We start from the raw sequence: 21,543 nt of genomic DNA, 5'->3' as shown, positions 1-21,543 counted from the left end.
TACAGAAGTGAGGATTTCGCTGCTCATGTTGAGTCCCCTTACTGATGACTAGTGTTAAACTAGACACCCGTGCAGACACTGCACGAAAAAGCCCCTCAAGTTAACCCTTATGTCCTATCCTAGCCACCGCTTTGTTGCAGATAATATCAACATGTATCATCGACCCAATAGCCTCCGGACTATCGTTACTACTCGGCGCTTTTCTGGGTGCACCTGCCTCCAGCAGGCCATAAAGGAGGAAGCCCACTCACGCAAAGCTTGAACTCTATCCCCTTTCGCCCAATACAAGTTACCCACCATATAGTGATCCCAAGCCCGTGCCTTTCGGCGTAAATTAGGCTGGGAGATTTTACTAGCAACTCGCGCACGATCGAGTGCGACAACTTCAAGGCTCCGACCTGCCTCTCTCTCCTCGATGAAAACGTACTTGTACGAGGGGGGCGTTTACACTGCTTATTCTGCCACGTTCAGCCAACCGTCTAAGCAGATCACGGTCTTCGGAGTTTCTTAGGCGAATATCAAAGCCCCCCACTTGCTCAAACAAGCTCCGCTCTACGAAAATGTTATTAGTGCCCCCCGGAAAAGCAGTGAATACACAAAGGTCTTCAAAGGTAATGGAGGGGCGAGCTGCTGCTTCACCACTACCATCACCAAAGTAACTACACCCAGCTCCAATCAATTGCGCCTGAGACAAGCTAGCATGGGCGACTTTGCGAGCTAGACAATCCGGCGCATAGCGATCATCTGAATCGAGAAAGCATAGATACTCTCCTTTCGCAGCCGCGGCGCCAGTATTACGCGCCTGCGAAACGCCAGCATTCTCTTGGTAGATGTAGCGCAAATCCATCCCGGCGAGGGCCTGCTGAGTACCATCCGAGGAGCCATCATCCACCACAATCAACTCAAACTCATGGTAACTTTGCTGAAAGACTGAATCGATAGCCTCCAATAACAGCGCTTTACGATTGTAGCTAGGGATGATCACGCTAACTAGCATGGTGTCCTTCCTCCTTGGATGAAGCGAGCACTTCTCGGTAAACCTGCTGCAAACGTCCACCGATGACCTGCATATCGAAATACTGCTGCACATTGGCAAGCCCCGCTTCTCGCCAGCTTGGCCAAGACTCGCTATTGGTGATCAGATAGTGAAGCTTGCTCGCCAGCTGCTGGCTACTGCGATCTTCAACCAGAAAGCCCGACTCGCCATCGTCGAAGCACTCCGGTATTCCTCCGGTTTTGGTCGCGACAACCAGCACACCAGAGGCCTGCGCCTCTTGCATCACCACCCCTTGAGTTTCTTCATGAAAGCCTTCGCGATCGCGCAGACTAGGCAATATAAAGACATGGGCCCTGCGGTATTGACCGCGCAAATCCTCATCACTTAAACCCGACAATAGGGTGACCCGCTCAGCCAAGCCTAATTCTTCTGCTTGAGCAGTCAGTTTAGTTTTCTCTGGACCATTACCGACTAGGGTGTAGTGAATATTATGCCCCTGCTCAACCAATTGCTTTACTGCCTCCAGGGCATAGTGTTGGCCTTTGTCTGGATGAAACCGGCCCACAGTGAGCAAGTGGATGGTCTCACCGGGCTTTGGAACAGGCAGCGGTTGGTAAGGGAAATCTGACAGCTTCAAGCCCTGGGGGATAATCTTTACCTTGTCTGGATCGCCGCCAATAGCGACATAGTGACGCTTGGCAAATTCAGTATTAACCAAGATTGTCGAGGCGTGCCGAGCAAGAATCTCCCGCTGCTCCATAGATAATGGCTGCACCCCCTTGGGGGGTAAGCCGTGGAAAGTAATCACCAATGGTTTGCCGCTACAGGCTATGATCGGCAAGAAACGCCAGGCGGCTATTTCGCTGTGACTATGTATAAGGTCAAAGTTGTCCATGGCGCAAAATGCACTGAGTAGCAGTCGGTTGAGCGGATGCCCTAACTGACTTGGGTATTCGCCGAGGTATTGGGCTTGGCGACGCCAGCCTCTCAGCATCCGTGGCCAATGAGCAGGATTCAGCAAAAACAACAATATTTGCCAAAGCTCACGCATACTCAACCAAGGAATACAGGCACTGCAAGGTAGCAGTGCAAACTTATCGATATCGTCAGAGTATTGCTGGTGAGACCCATCCATCGCTAGGATACGGTTCTCACCACCGAACTCGACAACCTGGATAAGTTGATTGACAAACCAGGGTTGAATCAGGCTCGGGAAGACATTGGTAATCGATAGTACTGCTACTCCAGAGCTGCTTCGCGACGAGAAAAACTTACTCCCACACTTCATTTATTGGTTCCATTCAACGCATGTTTGACTGCCCAAGCTTCCATTACTAAGGCAGGTTCTTAATTATGAGTGGGCCAACTAACTTAGTAAGCCACACAGGTAACATCTGCCAGATTCTGATCACCAGTTTGAACTTGGTGTTATCGGGGTTGAGCTCTGCCGCTGCGGCCCCTTCTGGTAAGAGGGTATACCAATAGTGCTGATAAGCACGAGCCCCCCACTGCTTCTTAAATCTGTAGGTTGGAGCGTCCTTGGTAGAACGACCAAAATCAAAAAAACGGCAGCCCTGTTGCAGACTGTATTGCAACAACTGCTGATACATCCACATATTCATGTTCATTGGGTTAGCTCGACGCAAAGTCGAAGCCCAAGGAACCTCCATCACTTCGTTGTGATGAAGCAAGAAGGCTACTGCCACGGGCTTCTGCTGATGATAAACCACCACTAACCTAGCCCGCTGCTGCAAGACTCTTAGCAAGTTAGCAAACCAGCTCTTAGCGTAGACGGGGGTGCCTAAATCACGCATGTTTTCGGCAAACACTCGGTAGAAGTCATCAAGCAATTCTATGCCACCGATTTCCAGCTGAGGCCTATGCACTAACGCTTTGTTAACCTGTGCCCTCAATTTAGCCCCTAGCTGTACCGTTAGTTGCTCAAATGAGTTAGGTAACTCCAACACCATCGACACTTTCTTCTCTGAAACAACAGCGTTTAATCCAGGCGCGATGGTGCGCACTTCAATGAAATCCAGCCGGTGAGTTTGCAATAGGCGAGCAGCTTGCTGCAACAGTGCCCTTTGCACCGTTATACAGCGACTTACTGGACCGCCGTAGTTGAAGTAAGGTATGGAGACAGCGAACCGCCCAAACAGTTTGGAGCTGAGCAGGTATAAGGGTAAGCCTCCAATGATCTGTTGCTGCTCATCACGCGCTAGCAGAACCAGCCGCTGTAAACCGAAGCTTTGCACAATAGCGCTATCCACAGCTAACTGGTGGTAGGCACAGCCCTGCTTAGCAGCAAAGTCAAACCAGCCACTGCGCTCGACTTGCTCGTGCTCTAGTAACTCAACATCAAATTGATGGATTTGATAGTGCTGTTGCGGAGCGTCAAACCAAGTAGGAGATGATGGTTCTGATGGGGTTTGAAATTGCTCCAGCCAGCTTTCTAGGCACTTTTCTATTGTTTTTCTCTGTAGCTCTAGAGGAGCACTTTGTTGGCCTAGCTCACGCATCTTGCTAAGCAGCTTCTGATGTTCACAGGAGCCTTTTTCAACTAGCTTGAACTGTCCCGATAACCTACCTCGCTGGTGTTTGAACTCTATCAATTGCCGGGTGATAGCTTCGTTTTGCTCTATCAACTCGCCCAGTTCAGTTTGCTGAAACTTAGTTGGCTTAATACCTTGGGAACACAAATAGGCAAGCGGAGACTTAATTAGTTGTTTAATCGCTGACCGGGCCATGGCTAGCATTGCTCCTGCAACTGTACTTTGCAAACTTCTATCATCTTAGTTAGATCGTACTGGGTCACGCCGCTGTGGAGGGGCAAGGTTAAAAACCGCTTTGCAAAGCTCTCGGCACGTGGGTAATGCTGTTGCAAATGAGCTATCTTACCAGCTACACCAGCAATTTGTGGCAAGGTCTTCGCGTACATGGGGGATGCCCCCAGTCCCTGTTCAGTTAAAGCTCGCAATAACTGTGAGGCTTGTGTCGCAGACTTCGCCAACAGGGGGAAACGCAGCAATCTCTGCTCATCGCAGGCTAGGCTGAGCTGCTGCGGTAATTGCCGCTGTAGAAAAATCTGCGCGGTGAGCGGTCTTGCCAGGTAGCTCTTTAGTTGCTCGGACAGTAGTTCAATCCGCAGCTCATCCAGCGCTTCTATCTGAGTTAAAGCATGGTAGTGCGTCTCCCCCAGCCTCAAGCCTGGGAAGCGGCCAACCAAGCCATAGCTATGAGCCTGTAGCAGGCTATTCAACAGCCAGGCCTTGCCAACAAAACTGAGCTTGCTCTGATGCGACTGAGGATAACTTGCTCGCATTGAAAGCAGTTCTAGCTCCTGCCCAGCCCGTATTAGCAGCGCACCGCCACCAAGCATGTTGACTGGCTTGCCACGACCAAAAGACAACACGCAGAAGTCTACACAATCTAAATCTTGACTCAAACTCAGTGGTACTTGGCCCTGGTGAAGCTGGACTAGAGTGAGGTCTGACTCTGGAAACCACTGTGCTGCATCAGCAATTAATGCAATCTGCTTCCCACATAGCTCTCGATATTCCGCCAGCGGCAAGGACATGCCACAAAGGTAAGGAGCGATTACCGCTAAGCTGTTTTTCCCCAAAGCTTTCTGTAATTGTTCCAGATCCAAGCCATAAGCTCGCTCCGGCAAATCCACCAGCACAGGTTGTAGGTTGCAATGCACCACCGCGGCAACCAGATCGGGACAACCGTAAGCTGGCAACAGTACCTCGGTACGCCGATTCTCACCCCTAGCTTGAGCAACTTGCTGCGCTGCTTTCAAACTCACGGCCAAGGCCGCAGTACCGGAGCTCAGCCAACAACTATCAAAGCCCGCAAACTCTGGAGCAATACTGGCCGGCGCAAGTGGTCGAATACGAGTACCTACCGGTGGTAAGGTTCTTAACGCGCTGAAGGCTGCCACACGGTCATCCTTACTCCAGTCAGAAACTTACAGCTAGCATCAAACAGCGCCAGATTAACCAAGAAGAAAAAATAGGCCAGTTTAACCAAGGAGCTATCCAATAAGCTGTTGTGGTAATGCGCCGCAATCACCATCACATAAGCCAGCAATTGCAGGGCAAAAGCTAGGGCGAATGTTTCACCATGTAGGCTGAGCATGGCACTGACCACAAATAAAGCAGCTAGTACCCACGGCACCAGCCAGCGCATTAGTTTATGACTGAAAATCTGAAAACTGAACAATCCAAAACTAAAAGGGTTAAGTACTTCTGGATGGCGTTCCAACGCGGTCATGCCACGGATAACCGTGCGCACCTTGCGAGCATACTCTTTCTGCGAGTCTTTAAGATCGGTGTAATATCCCAAAACGTCACTAGCAGTCACCGCTTTGTAGCCTTGCTTGGCACAATTGAGCGCCGTGTTAAAGTCACTGGGAGAATGAATATCCCATTCCTGGCACACCTGTTGCCGAGCGGCGAAGAATGAGCCGCTTAAGCCGACTAAGCCAGCAAGACGTGACTCTTGACGGCGCAACCACATCTCATAGTTAACATAGGCTCCCTCTCCGGCAACCTCGCCACCTTTGCTGACGAAGCGATCTTCGCTAGAAATGGCGCCAATTTTTGGGTCAGCGAAATAAGCAATCAGCTTGCCTATAGCGTCACTAGGGATTTTGGTGGCAACATCGGAAAAGACTAAAATGTCGCCACTAGCTTGCTGGATGGCGGCCCACTGGGCGTTTTCCTTACCTAAGCGTTGTTCCGCGCGAACCAGCCTGACCCCTTGCTCTGCGTAACATTGAACAATTTGGTCGGTATCATCATCCGAGCAATCGGAAGCTATAATGACTTCGAACAGTTCCGAGTCGTAGTCTAGTTCCAGGCAATTCTGTAGCTTCTCTTCAATTCGTTGCTGTTCGTTGTAAGCGGTCACAATCACGCTCACCTTCAACGGCGAATCAAACTGAGTTGAAGGCTTGCTTGCAGGTGACAACCTGGCTAGAACCCAAAGGATCATAGGGTAGATAAAATAGCTGTATAGAGCTGCTACGACCAGCAGCCAAAACAATGCTTCGAGCAAAACTTATCCTCCGTGACAATTACTTTTGCTCTGTCTCTGTGGCAGAGAACAATGTAGACTAAGATAACCTAATCTCTAAAATTGACCTAGCGAGAGATCGATTTAGTTATCTTTTTTAACCGATGTTTCTTACCCTTATCTGGCCGATGGTTGCTTATTTGAGCCAAGGTGGATAGATTTGCTGACTCAAAGGACTGAGAAATTGATGAAAATGCCAGCAGCTGGTGTAATCCGGGTAGGCGTTGCTCTATCGCTGGTGGGCTTACTGTTCGTCTTTGCTTATCAAGACACCCTGCTTAGCTTGCATAAAATTTGGTCGGCCAATAACGAGACCTATTCCCATGGCTATCTGCTCTTGGCCGGAGTAGTTTACCTTCTCTACGTGCAAGCCCACCAAATGCACTTTCAGAGTTGCTATTGGCCTCTGGTTCTTGGCGTGCTAATTAGCCTTTGTTGGGTAGTTGCCAATTCAGCCCAGCTGCAACTACTCCAGCAGGTTGCCCTTCCCGCCCTACTGCTTTGCTTTGGTTGTAGCCTAACAGGGCTGCGCAACTGCGGGCCGCTGCTGTTACCTCTGCTTTCTTTGTACTTGGGGACTCCGGTTGCTGACTTTCTCACCCTGCCGTTACAGGTACTTACCACCACAGTTGTCGCGCAGTGGATCCACTGGGCCGGGATCACCGCGCTAGTAGATGGTTTCAACATCCATTTTCCCTCAGGCTCACTGCGTATTGTGGGAGGTTGTGCAGGTGTAAACTATCTGCTGGCAGGTCTGTGTTTCGGCATTTTTTACAGCCACCTACACCTCTATAAGCTACGTAACAAAGCCTTAGCAATTATACTGTCAATCGGAGTTGCCTTGCTGGGCAACTGGGTACGGGTTTTCTTGTTAGTGCTGATTGGCTACTACAGTGAGATGCAGAGCCCCTTGGTATATGAACACGGAATGCTAGGGTGGTTCGTGTTTGCGGTGTTCCTGTTGGTCTATATCTTCACCATGAGTCGCCTCGAGGTTCCGCGAAGCCGGGATGAAATCAAAAATCCTTCAACTGTTTCTGCAAGCTTACCGAAGCTAGGCACGATTGTAATTGCCGGAATGGCTATCTCTCTGCTTCCCGCGCTTGTGACCCTTCAAAATCGACAGCAGAACAAGGACATCAGCAAGTTGGAACAACGCTTACCCGAACCACTTTTGCAACGATTCAAGCCCTCCCCTAGCTCGGTCTGGCAACCCAGTTTCAAAGGTTATGACCTCGCCTTTGTCTGGGAAGGCTATAGCAATAGCTTAAGACTAGAACTCTCCAGTTACTACTACTTAGTACAACACCAAGGCAAAGAACTAATTTATTTTAGTAATAAAATCACCAAAACAAGAGAGCAACTTAGTCAGCAGCAGTTGGTTCTCAGCCCTCAGCTAAAGCTCAACCAAAGCATCATTCAAACCGAGCAAGGCTATCGCCTGGTTTGGTGGTTTTATCAAGTTGGTCAAGAGCTCACCTTAAGTGACTTTGATACAAAGTTCGCTCAGATAAAACAAATGTTTCAAGCTCCAGTCGCGAAACTTGTCACCCTGTCTACCAGTTGTGGCAGTGCTAGTTGCTCTCGCGAACTCGAGCTTGTTGAGGCAAGCGATATTGAGGAGCTGCTAGTCGCGCTACCAACCATTCCTGAGTTAACAACAGGCCAAGCGCAGTGAGTCAACAACTGCGAGTCGTTCATATCATTTCAGGGGATCTATGGGCTGGTGCAGAAGTACAAGCCTTCACTTTGCTTCAAGAGCTTCGAAGTCAGTGCCGACTCAAAGTTATAGTGCTGAATCACGGAGTCCTGAGTCAGCGTCTTGAAAAGAGAGGGTTCGATACCTGCGTATTGGATGAGTCTAAACTTTCATTCAAAACTCTACTACGGGAGATACATCGACAATTGCGCTTGTTTCAGGCGCAGGTTGTGCACACTCACCGACAAAAAGAACACGTTCTCGGCAGCCTGGCCAATTTACTCAGTGTCCGAGCCTCCTGCTACCGAACAGTACATGGCGACTCTGAGTTCTCCCCAAGCTTTAAGCAGCGCCTCCAGCTAGCAGCGGATAAATTCTGTGGGCGCTACCTCCAAGATAACATAATCGCAGTTTCTAACGAGCTTAAGGCAAAGTTGAGTGAACAGTTTCCTGCAGAGAAAATTAAAGTTATTGAAAACGGTATTAGTATTGATGAAGCTGAGCTAACTGCAGCAACGCCAGTTCGTTCTAATCCAGCTCGCTATCAAGTTGGATTTGTCGGGCGAATAGAACCGGTAAAACGTCCCGACCTATTTGTTGCCACCGCTAAACTACTTGTCAGTGGAAGCAATGCTCAGCATTGGCACTTTCATGTTTTTGGAGACGGCTCATTAGCAATGCAAATGCAGCAGCAGGTAGCGACAGCAGGACTAACAGAGAACTTTAGTTTTTACGGGCACCAATCTGCAGTGCGTGCCGCCATCCGCCAGCTAGACGCCCTACTTATGCCTTCAGACCATGAAGGCTTACCCATGACAGCTCTGGAAAGTCTGGCTCTGGGTACACCAATTATTTGTCATGGTGTTGGAGGGCTCCGGGACCTATTGTCGTCAAGGCCGGAGTACTTGGTCGAGCAGCATCAAGCCAAAGCCTATGCCAGGACCTTAAACGATGTAATGGAGCTAACCTGCCCGCCTCTACCGGCACAATATCGGGCCAGTCGTAATGCAGAACAGGTGATGACGCTATATCAGGCGAAGCTCGATTGAAGTTGGCCAAGCCTGAACTTTTCGGGACTATGCAGCTAAGTTAAGCAAAGCGCGCGAAGGTAGTATGCTGATGATGGCCACGAAACTCGTTGGCAGATGGAAGAGCCTGTCCCTCGCTGAAAACAAAGCCTCAACCAAGATTGCAGAGTTACTCTCACAAAACACTGCAGCAAAGTCGAATAGCTCTTGATTAACCAAGGTGCCCGAACCAATACTAGAGTGCTGGCTGCGATCGTCTCGTAGGCACCGCTTCTTATTGTCGCGTTTATGGACTTTCTGTTTACCTTCGCCAAAGACCTCAAGCCCTGTTGCATCAATCACGATATGCTTGGTAGGCTCCTTACAGCATGGGCGGGAGTTGAACTCAACCGTACTTAGCTAACTTACTGATAAGGCTATAGCAGGGAGACTCAAGGTCAATATCTATAATCCAAAATTCTGAGTTACTCCTCCCTTTGCGGACGCTATTGCTACGGCCCGACGACCTAAAGGGTATCGGTCGTAACAAGGCTTGATAGCAGCATCGTTTATCCAAAACCTCAATAAGCCTGTTTGAGTTAAGTCATGGTCATACTGATTCCAGTTAGAGTTTTTGCCCTATATGATGCAGCGTACTAGACATACTTTACTAAGTAGTTTTTCAACTCTAGGTTTAGTTGGCACTTTCTACTATGATGGGTTTATTACCAAGGAAGGTGTCCGAAAATGAGTAGGAAAATAGCAGTGATTGGGTTGGGTTACGTTGGCTTACCCCTAGCGGTTGAGTTCGCAAAGCACCAAAAGGTGATTGGCTTCGATATTGTGCCATCTAGGGTTCAAGAATTAAAAGATGGCATAGACTCTACTCAGGAGGTGTCCTCCGATGAACTTGCGTTAGTCAGCAGAAACATTCGCTTTGCTACTCGTCTAGAGGAAATTGTTGATGCGGATGTCTACATTATCACCGTGCCTACGCCTATCACCCAGAGTAAGCAGCCAGATTTGAGCCCCTTGCTAACAGCGAGCGAGAGCGTCGCTCAGGTACTTAGTAGTGGGGACATCGTTATTTACGAATCAACGGTATACCCCGGTACAACAGAGGAGCAGTGCGTTCCGGTGTTGGAAAAAATATCTGGCCTGAACTTTAACAAGGATTTCTTCGTTGGATATAGCCCCGAACGCATTAATCCGGGTGACAAGGAGCGTCGCGTATCTAATATAACAAAGATCACGTCTGGTTCTACAGCTGAAATTGCTGATATTGTCGATAGGCTGTATAAGCAAGTCGTCACCACCGGTACTCACAAAGCGAGTAGCATAAAGGTGGCAGAAGCGGCAAAGGTGATTGAGAACACTCAGCGAGATGTGAACATTGCCCTAATGAATGAGTTAGCTATCATCTTTAACCGATTAGATATTGATACTGAAGCTGTGCTAAAAGCTGCTGGGACTAAGTGGAACTTTTTACCTTTTCGGCCTGGTTTGGTTGGTGGGCATTGCATTGGAGTAGACCCTTACTACCTAACTTATAAAGCTAAATCCATGGGTTATCGTCCTGAAATTATATCTGCCGGTAGGCGAGTGAATAGCGGTATGGGATCATATGTAGTAGGACGTAGTATCAAAGTGATGGTGCAGCGTAACTTAATTGGTGATAATTGCCGAGTGTTAGTACTAGGTTTTACATTTAAGGAAAATTGCCCAGATGTTCGAAACACTCGGGTAATAGACATTGTGGAGGGCTTTGCCGAGTACAATGTGGCAGTTGATGTGTATGACCCATGGGCTGATTCTAAAGAGTGTATTGATGAGTATGGCATTGAGCTAATTAAGCAGCCCAAGCAGGCTAGTTATGACTTGATCATATTGGCCGTTGCCCATGAGCAGTTTAAACAGCTTGGCGCAGAGAAGATCCATGCGTTGGGCAAGAGCGAACATATAGTTTATGACTTAAAGTATCTCTTAGAGCCAGGACAAAGCGATCTTCGGCTTTAGGCAGTGTTGTTGCCTAAATCGAGTTGAACCATCTTGTTCATCTGCGATCTGAACGCTAAACCTTACAATCAGGTCTTTTCATGGGCATAGCCGAGGGCAAAATCAGCAATTGGAAGCAATATAACCACGCCTTAACTCAAAGAGGCTCGTTAACCTTTTGGATGGACGATGCGGCTATCAAGCATTGGTACAACCAACACCCTTTTGGTCGTGGGGGGTTGTAGCATTACTTACAGTGACTTAGTAATCAGCACCACGCTCATGATTAAGGGCGTGTTTAAGTTACCTCTGTGTGCGCTCGAAGGGTGTATTAACTCGGTATTTCAGCTGATGGATGTAAACCTCAAGTCCCCCAACTATAGTTTTATCAGCAAGCGAGCTAAGACAGTTGAGGTCAACTACCGCCAAAGGTGTACGGGACCTGCCAGGCATATCGTGATCGATGCAACAGGATTGAAGGTCTTCGGCGAAGGGGAGTGGAAAGTCCGTAAGCACGGCAATGAGAAGTGGCGCATATGATACCAAGCATTGCTTCAGCGGAAAAGGCATAAGAGCCACCATTCCACCAAGGAAGAATGCGGGATATTGGCGTGGTGAGCATCCGCGGAACGAAGCCGTAGATGAGTTTAAGAACGGGCAGTTAGCATCGTGGAAGCAGAATTGTGGCTACCATGAGCGGTCGCTATCAGAGACGGCAATGTATCGCTACAAGCAACTCATAAGCGGCAAATTGAGCCTGCGCGATTACAACGCTCAAGTAGGTGAAGTTATGGCTGGCGTGGCGGCGCTGAACAAAATGAGCAGGCTAGGTATGCCTGTTCGTCAGGTAGCTGGATGAACTGCTGAACAGCGCAGGGATACTGTGTTCCCTGCACTGAATTGATCAACAACGCCCATTATGAACAGAATACACTACGAGACTCGAGGCAGTGCAAACTTAAGCTGGAGTTACAAATGTAGAAGCTGCAAAAGCAACATTGCTGGGTTATGATGAGGGTCAAGTCGTTAGGGATAACAGCTAATTTTTTATGTCACGGATTCTGGACTCAATTGACACCATCAATCCCGGTGGTGCGGAAGGCTTGTTTGTTACCTTGGTCAAAGCGCTGGGAGTGCATGGCTATCAGTCGTTTATAGTGGAACAAGGCAAGCCAGGTGGCTACCAACACTGCCGGGTTCCTCTGGTAATTCCTGCTAATAGCAGCTTCAATACTTTGCTAGTTTCGTGCTTATTTAGCTTTATGTGGCGTCAAAAAGCTCCCCTTTTTCCGTCCCGCTTATCGGGTTCCAATCTGTTTGCGGCTCTTTGGAGTTTGCTTAGTAACTTCCATGCTGTTTCAGCTTACAACAGTGTCGTAGCAATACCCGCCAATGAGCATATCGAGTCACTAAAATGGAGGGGCGTAAGGGTATTATGCTCTTAGTTGTAGTTAGCAAAACGCGACGGACCAGTATGCAAAGGAGTAACTTGCTCGACCCAACGCTAATTTGTGCAATATACAACGGTGTCGAACCCAAAAGATATTCTTTACCTCTCCCCTTTCAGTTACGCATGCAACTAGGCATTGCATATCAAACTAAAGTTATCGGCACCGTAGGTAATATATCCAGTCCAAAGCGCTGTCCTCTGTTTATAGCCGTAACCGCAAGGTTAAAGCAGTTAGGCTTGTCGATATTTGTACCTATTGCTGGCAATTATCAAACCGCCTTTATGGGGAGATTGGGAAGAAAAATAGCTCTACACATCATCAAACACATGCAGCCCTACAGGTTTATTGAAGCGACAACCAATTTCTTTAATCAACGTAATTTTATTATTCATCCCACGAAATCTAGAGGTTTATCGATTGCAATCGATGAGACACTTACCTACCGACGAATCGTTGTTGAGGGCTTCAAATGAATATGACTAAAGAAGCATAGGAACTCTTACTTGCATCAGTCAACATGAAGTCAATAACTACTACAGAAGAGTTCTTGGGAAGCCAATTTTGAAGTATGAAGCAACAACTTTTCAACAGGAAAATCAACGATAATGAGACATATAGAAGCACTTGGCAGCTAAGATATTAAAGTTGCACGTATATTCAATATACGAAGAACATGGAGGGCGGGACGAGTTGATTACTAACCGCTTAGCTTTAAGAGAGCCATATCACATTGACGCCAGAATCCATGACGTTAAGTAATTGTAATTTATTGAGTTTAGTTGTTCCGAGAGTTTTGTTGGGCGTTGGGTTTGGAATCTATATGAATCCGCAGTATATATCTTAGTTCACGAGGAACGTTGTTGGTATATTGACTAGGTGTTGCAAGTGGGGTTAGCGGGACCGCATTGACCAAGCCAGACCCACTTAATAATTTCCCATATTAGTTGAGCGTAATAGAAAACGAGTTTAAAGATAGTGAAGCTTACAACATTTCCACCTACACAAAATAATATATGATTTAGGTTGGCATTTGGTTCGATTATTCTTCATTGGATGGATTTTCGTATAACTGACAAGGTGTTATTATGACTAGCTGGAGAGGTTAAATTTTGATTCCCCTTGGTAAAGAAAACTCAAAGCCAGATAAACTTTTCTTTTTCAAGCTCCGTGAGATTATAGATACATGGTCATCTGAAAGCATGGCTTTTAAATGCGTGTGTCTTTATATATTCATTGAGTTCTTTCGACCACAGCAAATATACCCTGTTATTGACATCATTCCTTGGGCGAAGATTTTTTTCATTCTATCTCTGTTCTTTTCATTTTTCGATAAGAAAGCCAACTTTAAGATTGGAGGACTGCACCTAGTACTCATATTGTGGATAGTCACTCTATACTCATCATTTTTTGTTGCCTTTGACGTTTCTTGGTCGTATAAGTCGCACTTTATTTTTCTTCATTGGGTTTTGATTTTTTGGCTGTTGAATGTTGTCCTGACCAATCACAAACGCTTCTACATTTGTTTTCTAGTCTTTTTTGCCTGCTGCCTAAAAATTGCTGTCGGGACGGCAATGATTTGGGCAAAAAGAGGATTCAGCTTTACTCGTTGGGGTTTGGTCGGACCTCCAGGTTATTTTATGAACTCTGGAGAGCTGGCAATCCTTATGCTCGTGCTATTCCCGCTGTCTTATTTTCTTTACATAAATCATTCTAAAGATATATCAAGGTGGGGGCGCTATTTATTGGTTATAGCTATGGTGAGCCCTGTAATGACTATTTTAGGTAGTAGTAGCCGAGGTGCTCAAATTGCCTTATGTATTCAAATGCTTCTCATATTCAGAAAGAAAATCTTAACAATTCGAGTTCTTGCCACCTCTACGATGTTAATAGTTTTTGCTTTCACCTTTTTACCAGAGCAACAAAAGGATAGATTCACTAGTATAGGTATGGACAGAACATCAATGCAAAGAATTCTTTACATTGAAAATGGCTGGGAGATCATAAAACAAAACCCGTTACTAGGCATTGGTTACAACAACTTCATACCGTATTACAATGCTTACCATTATGATGACGTAATAAATTTCGCAGGCAGTGCCGAACAATCTCACAACATTATAATTCAAGTGGGAACTGACGCTGGGTTCATAGGACTGTCTATATATTTAGCTCTCTTGTTATACTCTTTACTCAAACGTCCATTATGTTTTGCGTCGACTCATCTTTATGAAAAAAGCATTTACTCAGGACTTCAATTCGGGGTTTTGGGTTTTCTTATAGCAGGTCAGTTTGTAACAGTCGCTTACTATCCGTATTTTTGGATCAACCTGTCCTTTCAATATGTTCTAATTCGCATAAATGGAAAAGTCAGAGCGACTAAAGAGAAACGCATATGAGTCATAGTATTGAGTATAGGAGGGATGTAGATGGTTTAAGGGCAATTGCAGTTGTTCTTGTTATTGTAAACCATCTCAACCATGATTGGCTGCCTGGAGGCTTTGTTGGTGTAGATATATTTTTCGTAATATCTGGCTATTTAATAAGCAAAATAGTTTTTAGTAAAGCTGATGAAAACAACTTCAATCTGTCCGAGTTTTATAGCGCTAGAGTATTAAGATTGATGCCTGCTTTATATGCTGTGCTTCTAGCTAGCCTGCTTTCTTTTAGCTTTATTCTTTTCCCAAGAGATCTTGAATTATTTTCCAACAACGTTATATCAGTTGTGCTTTACGCTTCCAACTTTTTCATTTGGATTAACTACGGTGGTTATTTTGGGCAAAATGCCAATGACGCCCCTTTACTTCATACATGGTCGTTGGCAGTAGAAGAACAGTTCTATCTATTTTGGCCTTTGGCGCTGTTGTTTTTTTGCCGAGCCACTTTAAGTGATACCAAGCGACTTTACCTATTAGCATTTATATTTTTTATATTGGTTTTAGTATCCGAACTCGCTGTTAGATATACTATAGGAGCAAGTTATTACTTACTTCCCTCTCGAGCATTCGAGTTTGTCATTGGAGCTGTTGTTGTAACGTTAGAGAAGCGTACATCACCTTTGAAAAACCGCATTGCAACTCAGTTTCTGTCGATTGTAGGGCTGGGGCTCATTGTTCATTCATCATCTTCTGGTTCGACGAACTTCCCCGGCTTGAATGCCCTTTATCCTACACTAGGGGCAGCCATAATTATATTCTTCTGTAAATCCCCTAACATCGTGAAGACTCTACTAGAGCTCACTCCTATAGTTTATCTTGGAAAGATATCTTACTCACTCTACCTATGGCATTGGCCGATAATTGTATTTGTCAGGTATCAATCAATTGAGTTTACACCCATAGTTATTGGAGGAATGCTAGTTTTCATATTGTTGCTTAGCTATTTGTCGTGGAGGTTTATTGAGACTCCTTTTAGACAAGTTAGCAATCCTGATTACAAAGTCGTATTTGCCAAATACCTTTTAACCCCAAGTGTTATTATTGTAGTGTTTTCTTTCAGTGTTAGTAGTATCCTCATGAAATCTAGCAATAGCGAAGAAGTTATTGAGATGAGCAACGCTGTTAATAGTTTCCCTGATGTTCTAAGACGAGGATGCCACTCAAGCCTGAGTCAAATGGTTGAACCGTTGAATGAAGAAGAATGCTCTTTCGGTAGTAAATCAACCGACATAAACTCTGTGTTGTTGATTGGAGACTCCCATGCTAATCATTTTTTCGGGTTTGTTGAGCAACATGCTATTGATAGTGGGCGCCGGGGAATAGACCACACGCTGGACAGTTGCCCTCCAGTTTTTGATCTAAACTTCGGAGCTAGTCATTACAAAGGAAACGTGTGTGAAGAGCATAATGCCGAATCGAAGGCCGCTATAGCTTCTAGCAATATTGATTTTGTTGTGCTCGCGTCAAACTGGGTAATTCCTTCTTCTCAAGTTAGAGGTAGTGACGAGGTGGAGCCTTTAGCATTCTTCAAGAGTAAGTTTGAGGCTACACTTGAGTACATCGTCGACCACGGCGCCCAGCCTATATTGTTCCTCGCGGTGCCCTATCTTAACAGTACTAATGCAAAATGCCCATTACGAAGGGCGAAGTTTGGTAGACCCGATACGTGCTCATTTACTGACAAAAGGAGTCTATCCTTTAATCGCTCTCTTAGGTCTATTGCGGAAGAATATGGTGCCATCGTAATTGACACGTCTTTCTTACACTGCGAACGGTTTAAGTGTCAGCAAACTATAGAAGAAGTTCCTCTATATAGAGACAAGTTCCATTTAAATTATATTGGTTCGAAAACTTTGGGGGACAAATATTTAAATGTAAAAGGAAACATTTTCTCGAAAAAGTAGAAGGATCTCTATATGTCTATTCAACATAAACTACACTACCTGGGTTTGTGTAGCTGTCTTTTTATTTCGTGCAGTCCCCAATCGAATGACCGCTTTTATTGCGATCAGTTTTCTTTTTAACCATATTATTGCTCTAGCTTTGAAGATTATGAACCAGGGGACAGGCCTAATGTTTTCAAATCTGCTGGACGGACTAGGGTTAGCGATAAAGTATCAAAAAGCGGGCTCTTTTCTGTTGAAATGAAAATAAATGAAGGAGACGGAGGAGGGTTTGGTCGATGGGGAGGAATCATTCCAATTAACCCAGAACTTAGGAAAGGAGATCAAATATGGCTACGCTTTTCTATATTATGGCCTGCAGAATTTGAGTTCTCTGCAACCCCTTGGATGAAGTTCATTAGATTCCACACTAGCAAACAGGATGGTAAGAATGGAGGTTACAATGATGTTTATATTCAACGTATTGGTGATTATAGTTACACATACAGAACCATTAAAGAAGGGCATAACCGCTGGGAAATATATCCAGTAGATAGCATCCCTCGAGATAAGTGGATTAACTTTGAAGTATATATTTATGTAGATGATGTCCCACACAGCCTTTATGGGGATGGAGTATTTAGAGTATGGATGGATGGAAAACTCATTTTTGACCGCACCGACATTCCTACAATTCCTCAAGGTGGAAAATTGGATGGAATATATATTTTCACTTATTGGAACAATGAATCCCCACCTAGTAATAGTGCATTCATTGACAACTTGGTTATAGCAACAGGTTCATCTCCACCCAATACATTAGGTGATGGCGGCTATGCTAGAATAGGTGACTAATTTTAGGAATTATTAATATGGATGTTAGCATTATTGTTCCAGCATATAACGAGTCTAGGCATATAGCTAGTTGTCTGACGGCTTTGCTTGAGTTTTCTCCTTCAGGTTTAAGTTCGGAGATTATAGTCATTGACAATGCTTCTGAAGATAATACTTCTCTAATCGTACATAAATTCCCTGTTTCTCTCTTTAGATTGGAAGAGCGGGTGACGGTATCCGAAGCTCGAAATGTGGGTAAGGAAAGGTCTAAAGGAAAAATTTTAGTCTTTGTTGATGCAGATGTAATAGTCACCCCTAAGTGGTCCACTGCTTTGAGTTCAAACTTCGAAGAGCTACTCTCTTCAAATTGCATTTCAGGAACAGAGTATGATTTGTCCACGACCCCTAGTTGGGTAGAACGTTACTGGCTTACTGGCAATAAAACCAAAAAAAGCTATATAAACGGTGGGAACCTCATTATTAGTCGCAAGGCATTCCTTAGGCTAAATGGTTTCGATAGGAATAAGGTCACAGGTGAGGATGTCGATCTTTGCTATCGAATGGAGAAGCTAGGTGGGAAGATTATAGATAATCCAAATTTTTTTGTTCATCATGAAGGAAACCCTCATGATTTACTTGGTTTTTGGCGGCGAGAGGTTTGGCATGGTATCGGCGATACTTATACTCTAAATACTATGTTAGCATCCAAGGTTTTTCTAGCCTCTACACTTAATGCACTTTTTTTGGTTTTTTTGATTTGTCTATTTGCCACAGACAAAACGTCAGGTTTTTTCATTACGTTTTCCGCTTATTTTTTGTTTCTTAGCATCAGTGTTGTTTCTAAGTATCAAGTGATGGGTTTTGTGGACTATGTTGGTAAGTTATTACTGTTTTTTATTTACTACTCTGCTAGGTTTTTTTCTTTATTCGTTAAGAAAGGATTTGTAAGGAGAAAATAATTGGACATATGTAATACCTAGCCACAATTTTTAATGGTAAACTCTGTAACGGACTCATAACTGAGACCTTGTCATGGAGTCTCTTTAAATATTACAATCCTAAATCTGTATCAGTATCACCAGTGTTCAAACTAGCGTCAAATAGTAGGAGACAGCCCGTAATACACAATTAAGCTAGATGTAAAAGTACTACATCATTTCATGAATGATAACCACGCCAAAGTCCGGCATTCTTCCTTGGCGGGAACTGTCACTTTAATAGGGAAGTGACCATCCCTAGTATATGCCAATGATGCAATCGTAGTTATAAGGCTTAACGATCAGATCATAGGTGAGCAAGATGCTTCAATTCGATTTAGGCAACAACGCTGCTCGAATGGCGGTGGACCACCCTCGGTATCCCTCGCTACTCAGGTGAATATTGTCGCTCAGGTGCTCATCTCTTGTATAAGTATAACTAGGGCTAATAATTGCGTTCACATCTAGAAAGCTAACCCGGTCGTTTTCTGATGTAGCATCCTTAAGCTGCTCGTTCAACCTAGCAATTGTTTGATTAAGTTCACTCTCATACTCTGCGGCATAAAGTATAGACTGAACTATAACTCTCTTTTCATTTGACAATCACCGGAAAATGTAAATTGCATTTTCTAATATAGTTTCATTCTCATAGTTACGAAGCAGATCGTTGATCCCAATCATAAGAAATACCCTATCTGCACATACTGATTCAGATAACTCCAAGCGCTTCAAAATGTCTCCAGTTACATCACCTGAAATACCCTGATTAGCAATAGAAATCTCAGGGAGATAGTCAGACTAATTTGCTTGTCCAGTGAGGCTATCTCCTAAAAAGACTGCATCATAGCAATGCTCTTGCTGCATGTTGATATGGGATAATCGGTTACTCACAACTCGAGCCCTAATCTCGCTATAGTTAGGTTGCTGTCTAAACGGCTCAATACCCAAGCGTTGAGCTGCAAGGCTGATCAAAACTCCAAGCAAGAAGGTAACCACTAGCACAGTAGAACATGTTAACGATTTCTTAGCTAACATTGGAGAGCTATCCTTTGTCGACCAGCCAATTTGACACCTTACGCCCCCACAAAATTGAGCATTTCTCAATGTACTGGTAAGTCACGATGGAAAGCATAAAACTACCAACTAAGGTAATCGGGAATACCACCCACAACTTCGTAAGCCCAACTAAACCTAACGACATAACGATATAGGTGCCTATCGCTACGAACAACATATGAAACACGTAGATACTGTAAGAGATTCTCCCATATATTGATAGCAACCGTAAGCGCACTGTCCCTCTTTAGTATTTGGAATACTTAAGCAAAAAATATACATCCCAACGAGCCTAAGCAGTAGATATTCCAGCTAGTTGAAAGGAAGGGGATATCGTCGGGAATCTCTAAGAAACCGCTAGACAGCTGATTAACCAAATCAATAACCAATACAACCCCTATAACACCTGATACAGGTGATAGTAACTGCCAGCGTTTATCCATTACTCTTGCCAAGAGTACTTCACCAAATAATGAGCAACCAAGGCGAAAAAATCATTGCGGTCAAAAGAAATCAGATCAAGAAAGTATATACCATAGAGAAACAACAAAAAAACAGAGGGAAAAGCACGCCCACATACCTGAAACGCATAAAGTATACACACAACGCTAATAGCAAATAATATTAAAACTCGATGGGCAATGACCAATAAGGACCTTGAAATAGCCCATTTGGTCCGGTTATATTGTGAGTCAATGAAAGATAGGAAATTACGTCTTTTATCTCATAGGGATTGAGCATTCCGGCGATCCAAAGTTCATCCCCACCGACACAAACTAAAGATAATAAATAGCTAAAGACCATATAAGTTAAAATCGACATTGCAAACAAAGGACAAATCCGAAACAACCGCTTAATGAAGAAATCGACAAACCCAGCACAACCATCAAGATTTTCACCATTACTTATATACAAAGTACAACCACTTAGTGCAAAGAACAGGCAAACCCCAAAACTACCCGCGTCGAAATATTTTAATAGTGGCGCAGTGAATTCGCGCCCCCTTATAAAAAATTTGTTCGGTTGCTCTAAATGAATGTGACACGGCCTTGTTGATCAATTCAGTACAGGGAGCGCAGTAACCCTGTGCTGTTCTACGATTTATCCAGCTACCTGACGAACAGGCATACCTAGCCTGCTCACTTTGTTCAACGCCGCTACGCTAGCCATGATTTCTCCAACTTGCGCATTGTAATCGCGCAGGCTCAGTTTGCCGCTAATGAGTTGCTTATAACGATACATAGCCGTCTCTGATAGAGACCGTTCGTGATAGCCACTATCATGCTTCCACGATGCTAACTGCCCGGCCTTAAGCGCATCTACGGCCGCGTTTCGTGGGTGTTCACCACGCCAATACCCGGCATTCTTCCTGGGTGGAATGGTGGCTGTAATTCCTTTCCGCTGAAGCAAGGCGTAGCAATGCTTTGTGTCGTAGGCACCGTCGGCGGAGACTTGCGCTATCTTGCGACGAAGTGGGTTAATGAGTATGGGGAGTACTTCACTGTCATGCACGCTATCGAGTGAAGCTACTGCGCTCACTATTTCATGAGTGTCGACATCAACGGCCAAGTGCATCTTGCGCCATATGCGCCGCTTCTCCTTGCCGTGCTTACGGATCTTCCATTCACCTTCACCAAAGACCTTCAACCCCGTTGCATCAATCACGATATGCCTGGCAGGCCCCTTACAACGTAGGCGATAGTTAACTTCAACCGTCTTAGCTCGCTTGCTGATACAGCTATAATCAGGCGACTTGAGGTCAACATCCATCAGACGAAATATCGAGTTGATAAATCCTTCCAGCGCTCGCAGAGGTAGCTTAAACACGCCCTTAATCATGAGCGCGGTGCTGATGGCTGAGTCACTGTACGTATTGCTACGGCCTCGGCGACCAGAAGGGTGTTGGTTGTACCAATGCTTGATAGCAGCATCGTCCATCCAAAAGGTTAACGAACCTCTTTGGTTTAAGGCTTGGTTGTATTGCGTCCAGTTGGTGATTTTGCCCTTGGCTGTACCCATGATGCGACCTGATAGTAGGGTTTAACGATCAGATCGCAGATGAGCAAAATGGTTCAACTCGATTTAGGCAACAACGCCATGTGACACAACAACGAAAAATGCGGCTATACC

The 21,543-nt window shown here is 45.1% G+C and carries 15 protein-coding genes and 2 pseudogenes; 9 read left to right on the top strand and 8 right to left on the bottom strand.

What is annotated here, in order from left to right; translation table 11 throughout:
* Positions 1-385: 385 nt before the first annotated feature.
* The 5 genes from G461_RS24060 to G461_RS0111715 all read right to left on the bottom strand — a co-directional run bounded on the left by G461_RS24060 (position 386) and on the right by G461_RS0111715 (position 6,058).
* Positions 386-997, bottom strand: coding sequence for a glycosyltransferase family 2 protein (locus G461_RS24060; RefSeq protein ID WP_169727251.1), 612 nt, complete (start codon positions 995-997; stop codon positions 386-388).
* Positions 987-2,285 carry a glycosyltransferase family 4 protein gene (locus tag G461_RS25540; RefSeq protein WP_051333528.1) on the bottom strand — a complete coding sequence of 433 codons (1,299 nt, stop codon included), beginning with the start codon at positions 2,283-2,285 and terminating at the stop codon, positions 987-989. The genes G461_RS24060 and G461_RS25540 overlap by 11 nt, the downstream gene beginning before the upstream one ends.
* Positions 2,286-2,331: 46 nt before the next feature.
* Positions 2,332-3,516 (bottom strand): FemAB family XrtA/PEP-CTERM system-associated protein, encoded by a 1,185-nt coding sequence (locus G461_RS25535; RefSeq protein ID WP_084429175.1) that lies wholly within the window; start codon positions 3,514-3,516, stop codon positions 2,332-2,334.
* Between the two features lie 230 nt (positions 3,517-3,746).
* Positions 3,747-4,940: a DegT/DnrJ/EryC1/StrS family aminotransferase gene (locus tag G461_RS0111720; protein ID WP_026971970.1), complete on the bottom strand. Its 1,194-nt coding sequence runs from the start codon at positions 4,938-4,940 to the stop codon at positions 3,747-3,749.
* The gene (locus G461_RS0111715) at positions 4,919-6,058 is read right to left on the bottom strand and encodes a glycosyltransferase family 2 protein (RefSeq protein ID WP_026971969.1); all 1,140 of its coding nucleotides are present in this window, start codon (positions 6,056-6,058) and stop codon (positions 4,919-4,921) included. Before G461_RS0111715 ends, G461_RS0111720 begins: the two co-directional genes overlap by 22 nt.
* A gap of 205 nt (positions 6,059-6,263) precedes the next feature.
* Between G461_RS0111715 and xrt the strand changes: the two genes are divergently transcribed.
* From xrt to G461_RS24055, 4 genes and pseudogenes are all read left to right on the top strand, one after another.
* Complete coding sequence (gene xrt, locus G461_RS0111710) at positions 6,264-7,754, top strand: exosortase (protein ID WP_026971968.1); 1,491 nt, start codon at positions 6,264-6,266, stop codon at positions 7,752-7,754.
* The gene (locus G461_RS0111705; RefSeq protein WP_026971967.1) at positions 7,751-8,824 is read left to right on the top strand and encodes a glycosyltransferase; all 1,074 of its coding nucleotides are present in this window, start codon (positions 7,751-7,753) and stop codon (positions 8,822-8,824) included. Before xrt ends, G461_RS0111705 begins: the two co-directional genes overlap by 4 nt.
* A gap of 705 nt (positions 8,825-9,529) precedes the next feature.
* Positions 9,530-10,798 carry a Vi polysaccharide biosynthesis UDP-N-acetylglucosamine C-6 dehydrogenase TviB gene (tviB, locus tag G461_RS0111695; protein ID WP_026971965.1) on the top strand — a complete coding sequence of 423 codons (1,269 nt, stop codon included), beginning with the start codon at positions 9,530-9,532 and terminating at the stop codon, positions 10,796-10,798.
* A gap of 80 nt (positions 10,799-10,878) precedes the next feature.
* Positions 10,879-11,636 (top strand): annotated as a pseudogene (locus G461_RS24055) (transposase).
* A gap of 208 nt (positions 11,637-11,844) precedes the next feature.
* Here the strand turns inward: G461_RS24055 and G461_RS26515 are convergent.
* Positions 11,845-11,967, bottom strand: a complete 123-nt coding sequence (locus G461_RS26515) for a hypothetical protein (RefSeq protein ID WP_281172011.1) — start codon at positions 11,965-11,967, stop codon at positions 11,845-11,847.
* 299 nt (positions 11,968-12,266) lie between these two features.
* Here G461_RS26515 and G461_RS0111675 point away from each other — a divergent pair, with 299 nt between their 5' ends.
* The 5 genes and pseudogenes from G461_RS0111675 (at position 12,267) to G461_RS0111645 (ending at position 18,339) form a co-directional block, all read left to right on the top strand.
* The gene (locus tag G461_RS0111675; protein ID WP_157360294.1) at positions 12,267-12,701 is read left to right on the top strand and encodes a glycosyltransferase family protein; all 435 of its coding nucleotides are present in this window, start codon (positions 12,267-12,269) and stop codon (positions 12,699-12,701) included.
* Positions 12,702-13,337: 636 nt separating this feature from the next.
* The gene (locus tag G461_RS0111670; protein ID WP_026971962.1) at positions 13,338-14,624 is read left to right on the top strand and encodes an O-antigen ligase family protein; all 1,287 of its coding nucleotides are present in this window, start codon (positions 13,338-13,340) and stop codon (positions 14,622-14,624) included.
* Positions 14,621-16,567: an acyltransferase family protein gene (locus tag G461_RS0111665; RefSeq protein ID WP_026971961.1), complete on the top strand. Its 1,947-nt coding sequence runs from the start codon at positions 14,621-14,623 to the stop codon at positions 16,565-16,567. The genes G461_RS0111670 and G461_RS0111665 overlap by 4 nt, the downstream gene beginning before the upstream one ends.
* A gap of 192 nt (positions 16,568-16,759) precedes the next feature.
* Positions 16,760-17,401, top strand: a pseudogene (locus G461_RS0111650) (heparin lyase I family protein); the annotation flags it as partial.
* Between the two features lie 17 nt (positions 17,402-17,418).
* Positions 17,419-18,339 (top strand): glycosyltransferase family 2 protein, encoded by a 921-nt coding sequence (locus tag G461_RS0111645; RefSeq protein ID WP_026971959.1) that lies wholly within the window; start codon positions 17,419-17,421, stop codon positions 18,337-18,339.
* A 1,698-nt stretch (positions 18,340-20,037) separates the two neighbouring features.
* Here G461_RS0111645 and G461_RS26625 read toward each other — a convergent pair.
* The gene (locus G461_RS26625; RefSeq protein ID WP_425393823.1) at positions 20,038-20,421 is read right to left on the bottom strand and encodes an acyltransferase family protein; all 384 of its coding nucleotides are present in this window, start codon (positions 20,419-20,421) and stop codon (positions 20,038-20,040) included.
* Positions 20,422-20,514: 93 nt separating this feature from the next.
* The gene (locus tag G461_RS0111630; protein WP_026971957.1) at positions 20,515-21,432 is read right to left on the bottom strand and encodes an IS5 family transposase; all 918 of its coding nucleotides are present in this window, start codon (positions 21,430-21,432) and stop codon (positions 20,515-20,517) included.
* Positions 21,433-21,543: the final 111 nt, after the last annotated feature.

This window comes from Aliagarivorans marinus DSM 23064, from assembly GCF_000429485.1.
Classification (GTDB): Bacteria; Pseudomonadota; Gammaproteobacteria; order Enterobacterales; family Celerinatantimonadaceae; genus Aliagarivorans; species Aliagarivorans marinus.
The sequence above is the reverse complement of the archived record's forward strand: the minus strand, read 5'-3'. Positions and strand labels throughout refer to the sequence as shown.

Excerpts from the sequence above, each read along its gene's own strand:
- G461_RS24060 (WP_169727251.1), bottom strand. The coding sequence starts at position 997 with ATGCTAGTTAGCGTGATCATCCCTAGCTACAATCGTAAAGCGCTGTTA.
- G461_RS25540 (WP_051333528.1), bottom strand. The coding sequence starts at position 2,285 with ATGAAGTGTGGGAGTAAGTTTTTCTCGTCGCGAAGCAGCTCTGGAGTA.
- G461_RS25535 (WP_084429175.1), bottom strand. The coding sequence starts at position 3,516 with ATGCGTGAGCTAGGCCAACAAAGTGCTCCTCTAGAGCTACAGAGAAAA.
- xrt (WP_026971968.1), top strand. The coding sequence starts at position 6,264 with ATGAAAATGCCAGCAGCTGGTGTAATCCGGGTAGGCGTTGCTCTATCG.
- tviB (WP_026971965.1), top strand. The coding sequence starts at position 9,530 with ATGAGTAGGAAAATAGCAGTGATTGGGTTGGGTTACGTTGGCTTACCC.
- G461_RS0111665 (WP_026971961.1), top strand. The coding sequence starts at position 14,621 with ATGAGTCATAGTATTGAGTATAGGAGGGATGTAGATGGTTTAAGGGCA.
- G461_RS0111645 (WP_026971959.1), top strand. The coding sequence starts at position 17,419 with ATGGATGTTAGCATTATTGTTCCAGCATATAACGAGTCTAGGCATATA.
- G461_RS0111630 (WP_026971957.1), bottom strand. The coding sequence starts at position 21,432 with ATGGGTACAGCCAAGGGCAAAATCACCAACTGGACGCAATACAACCAA.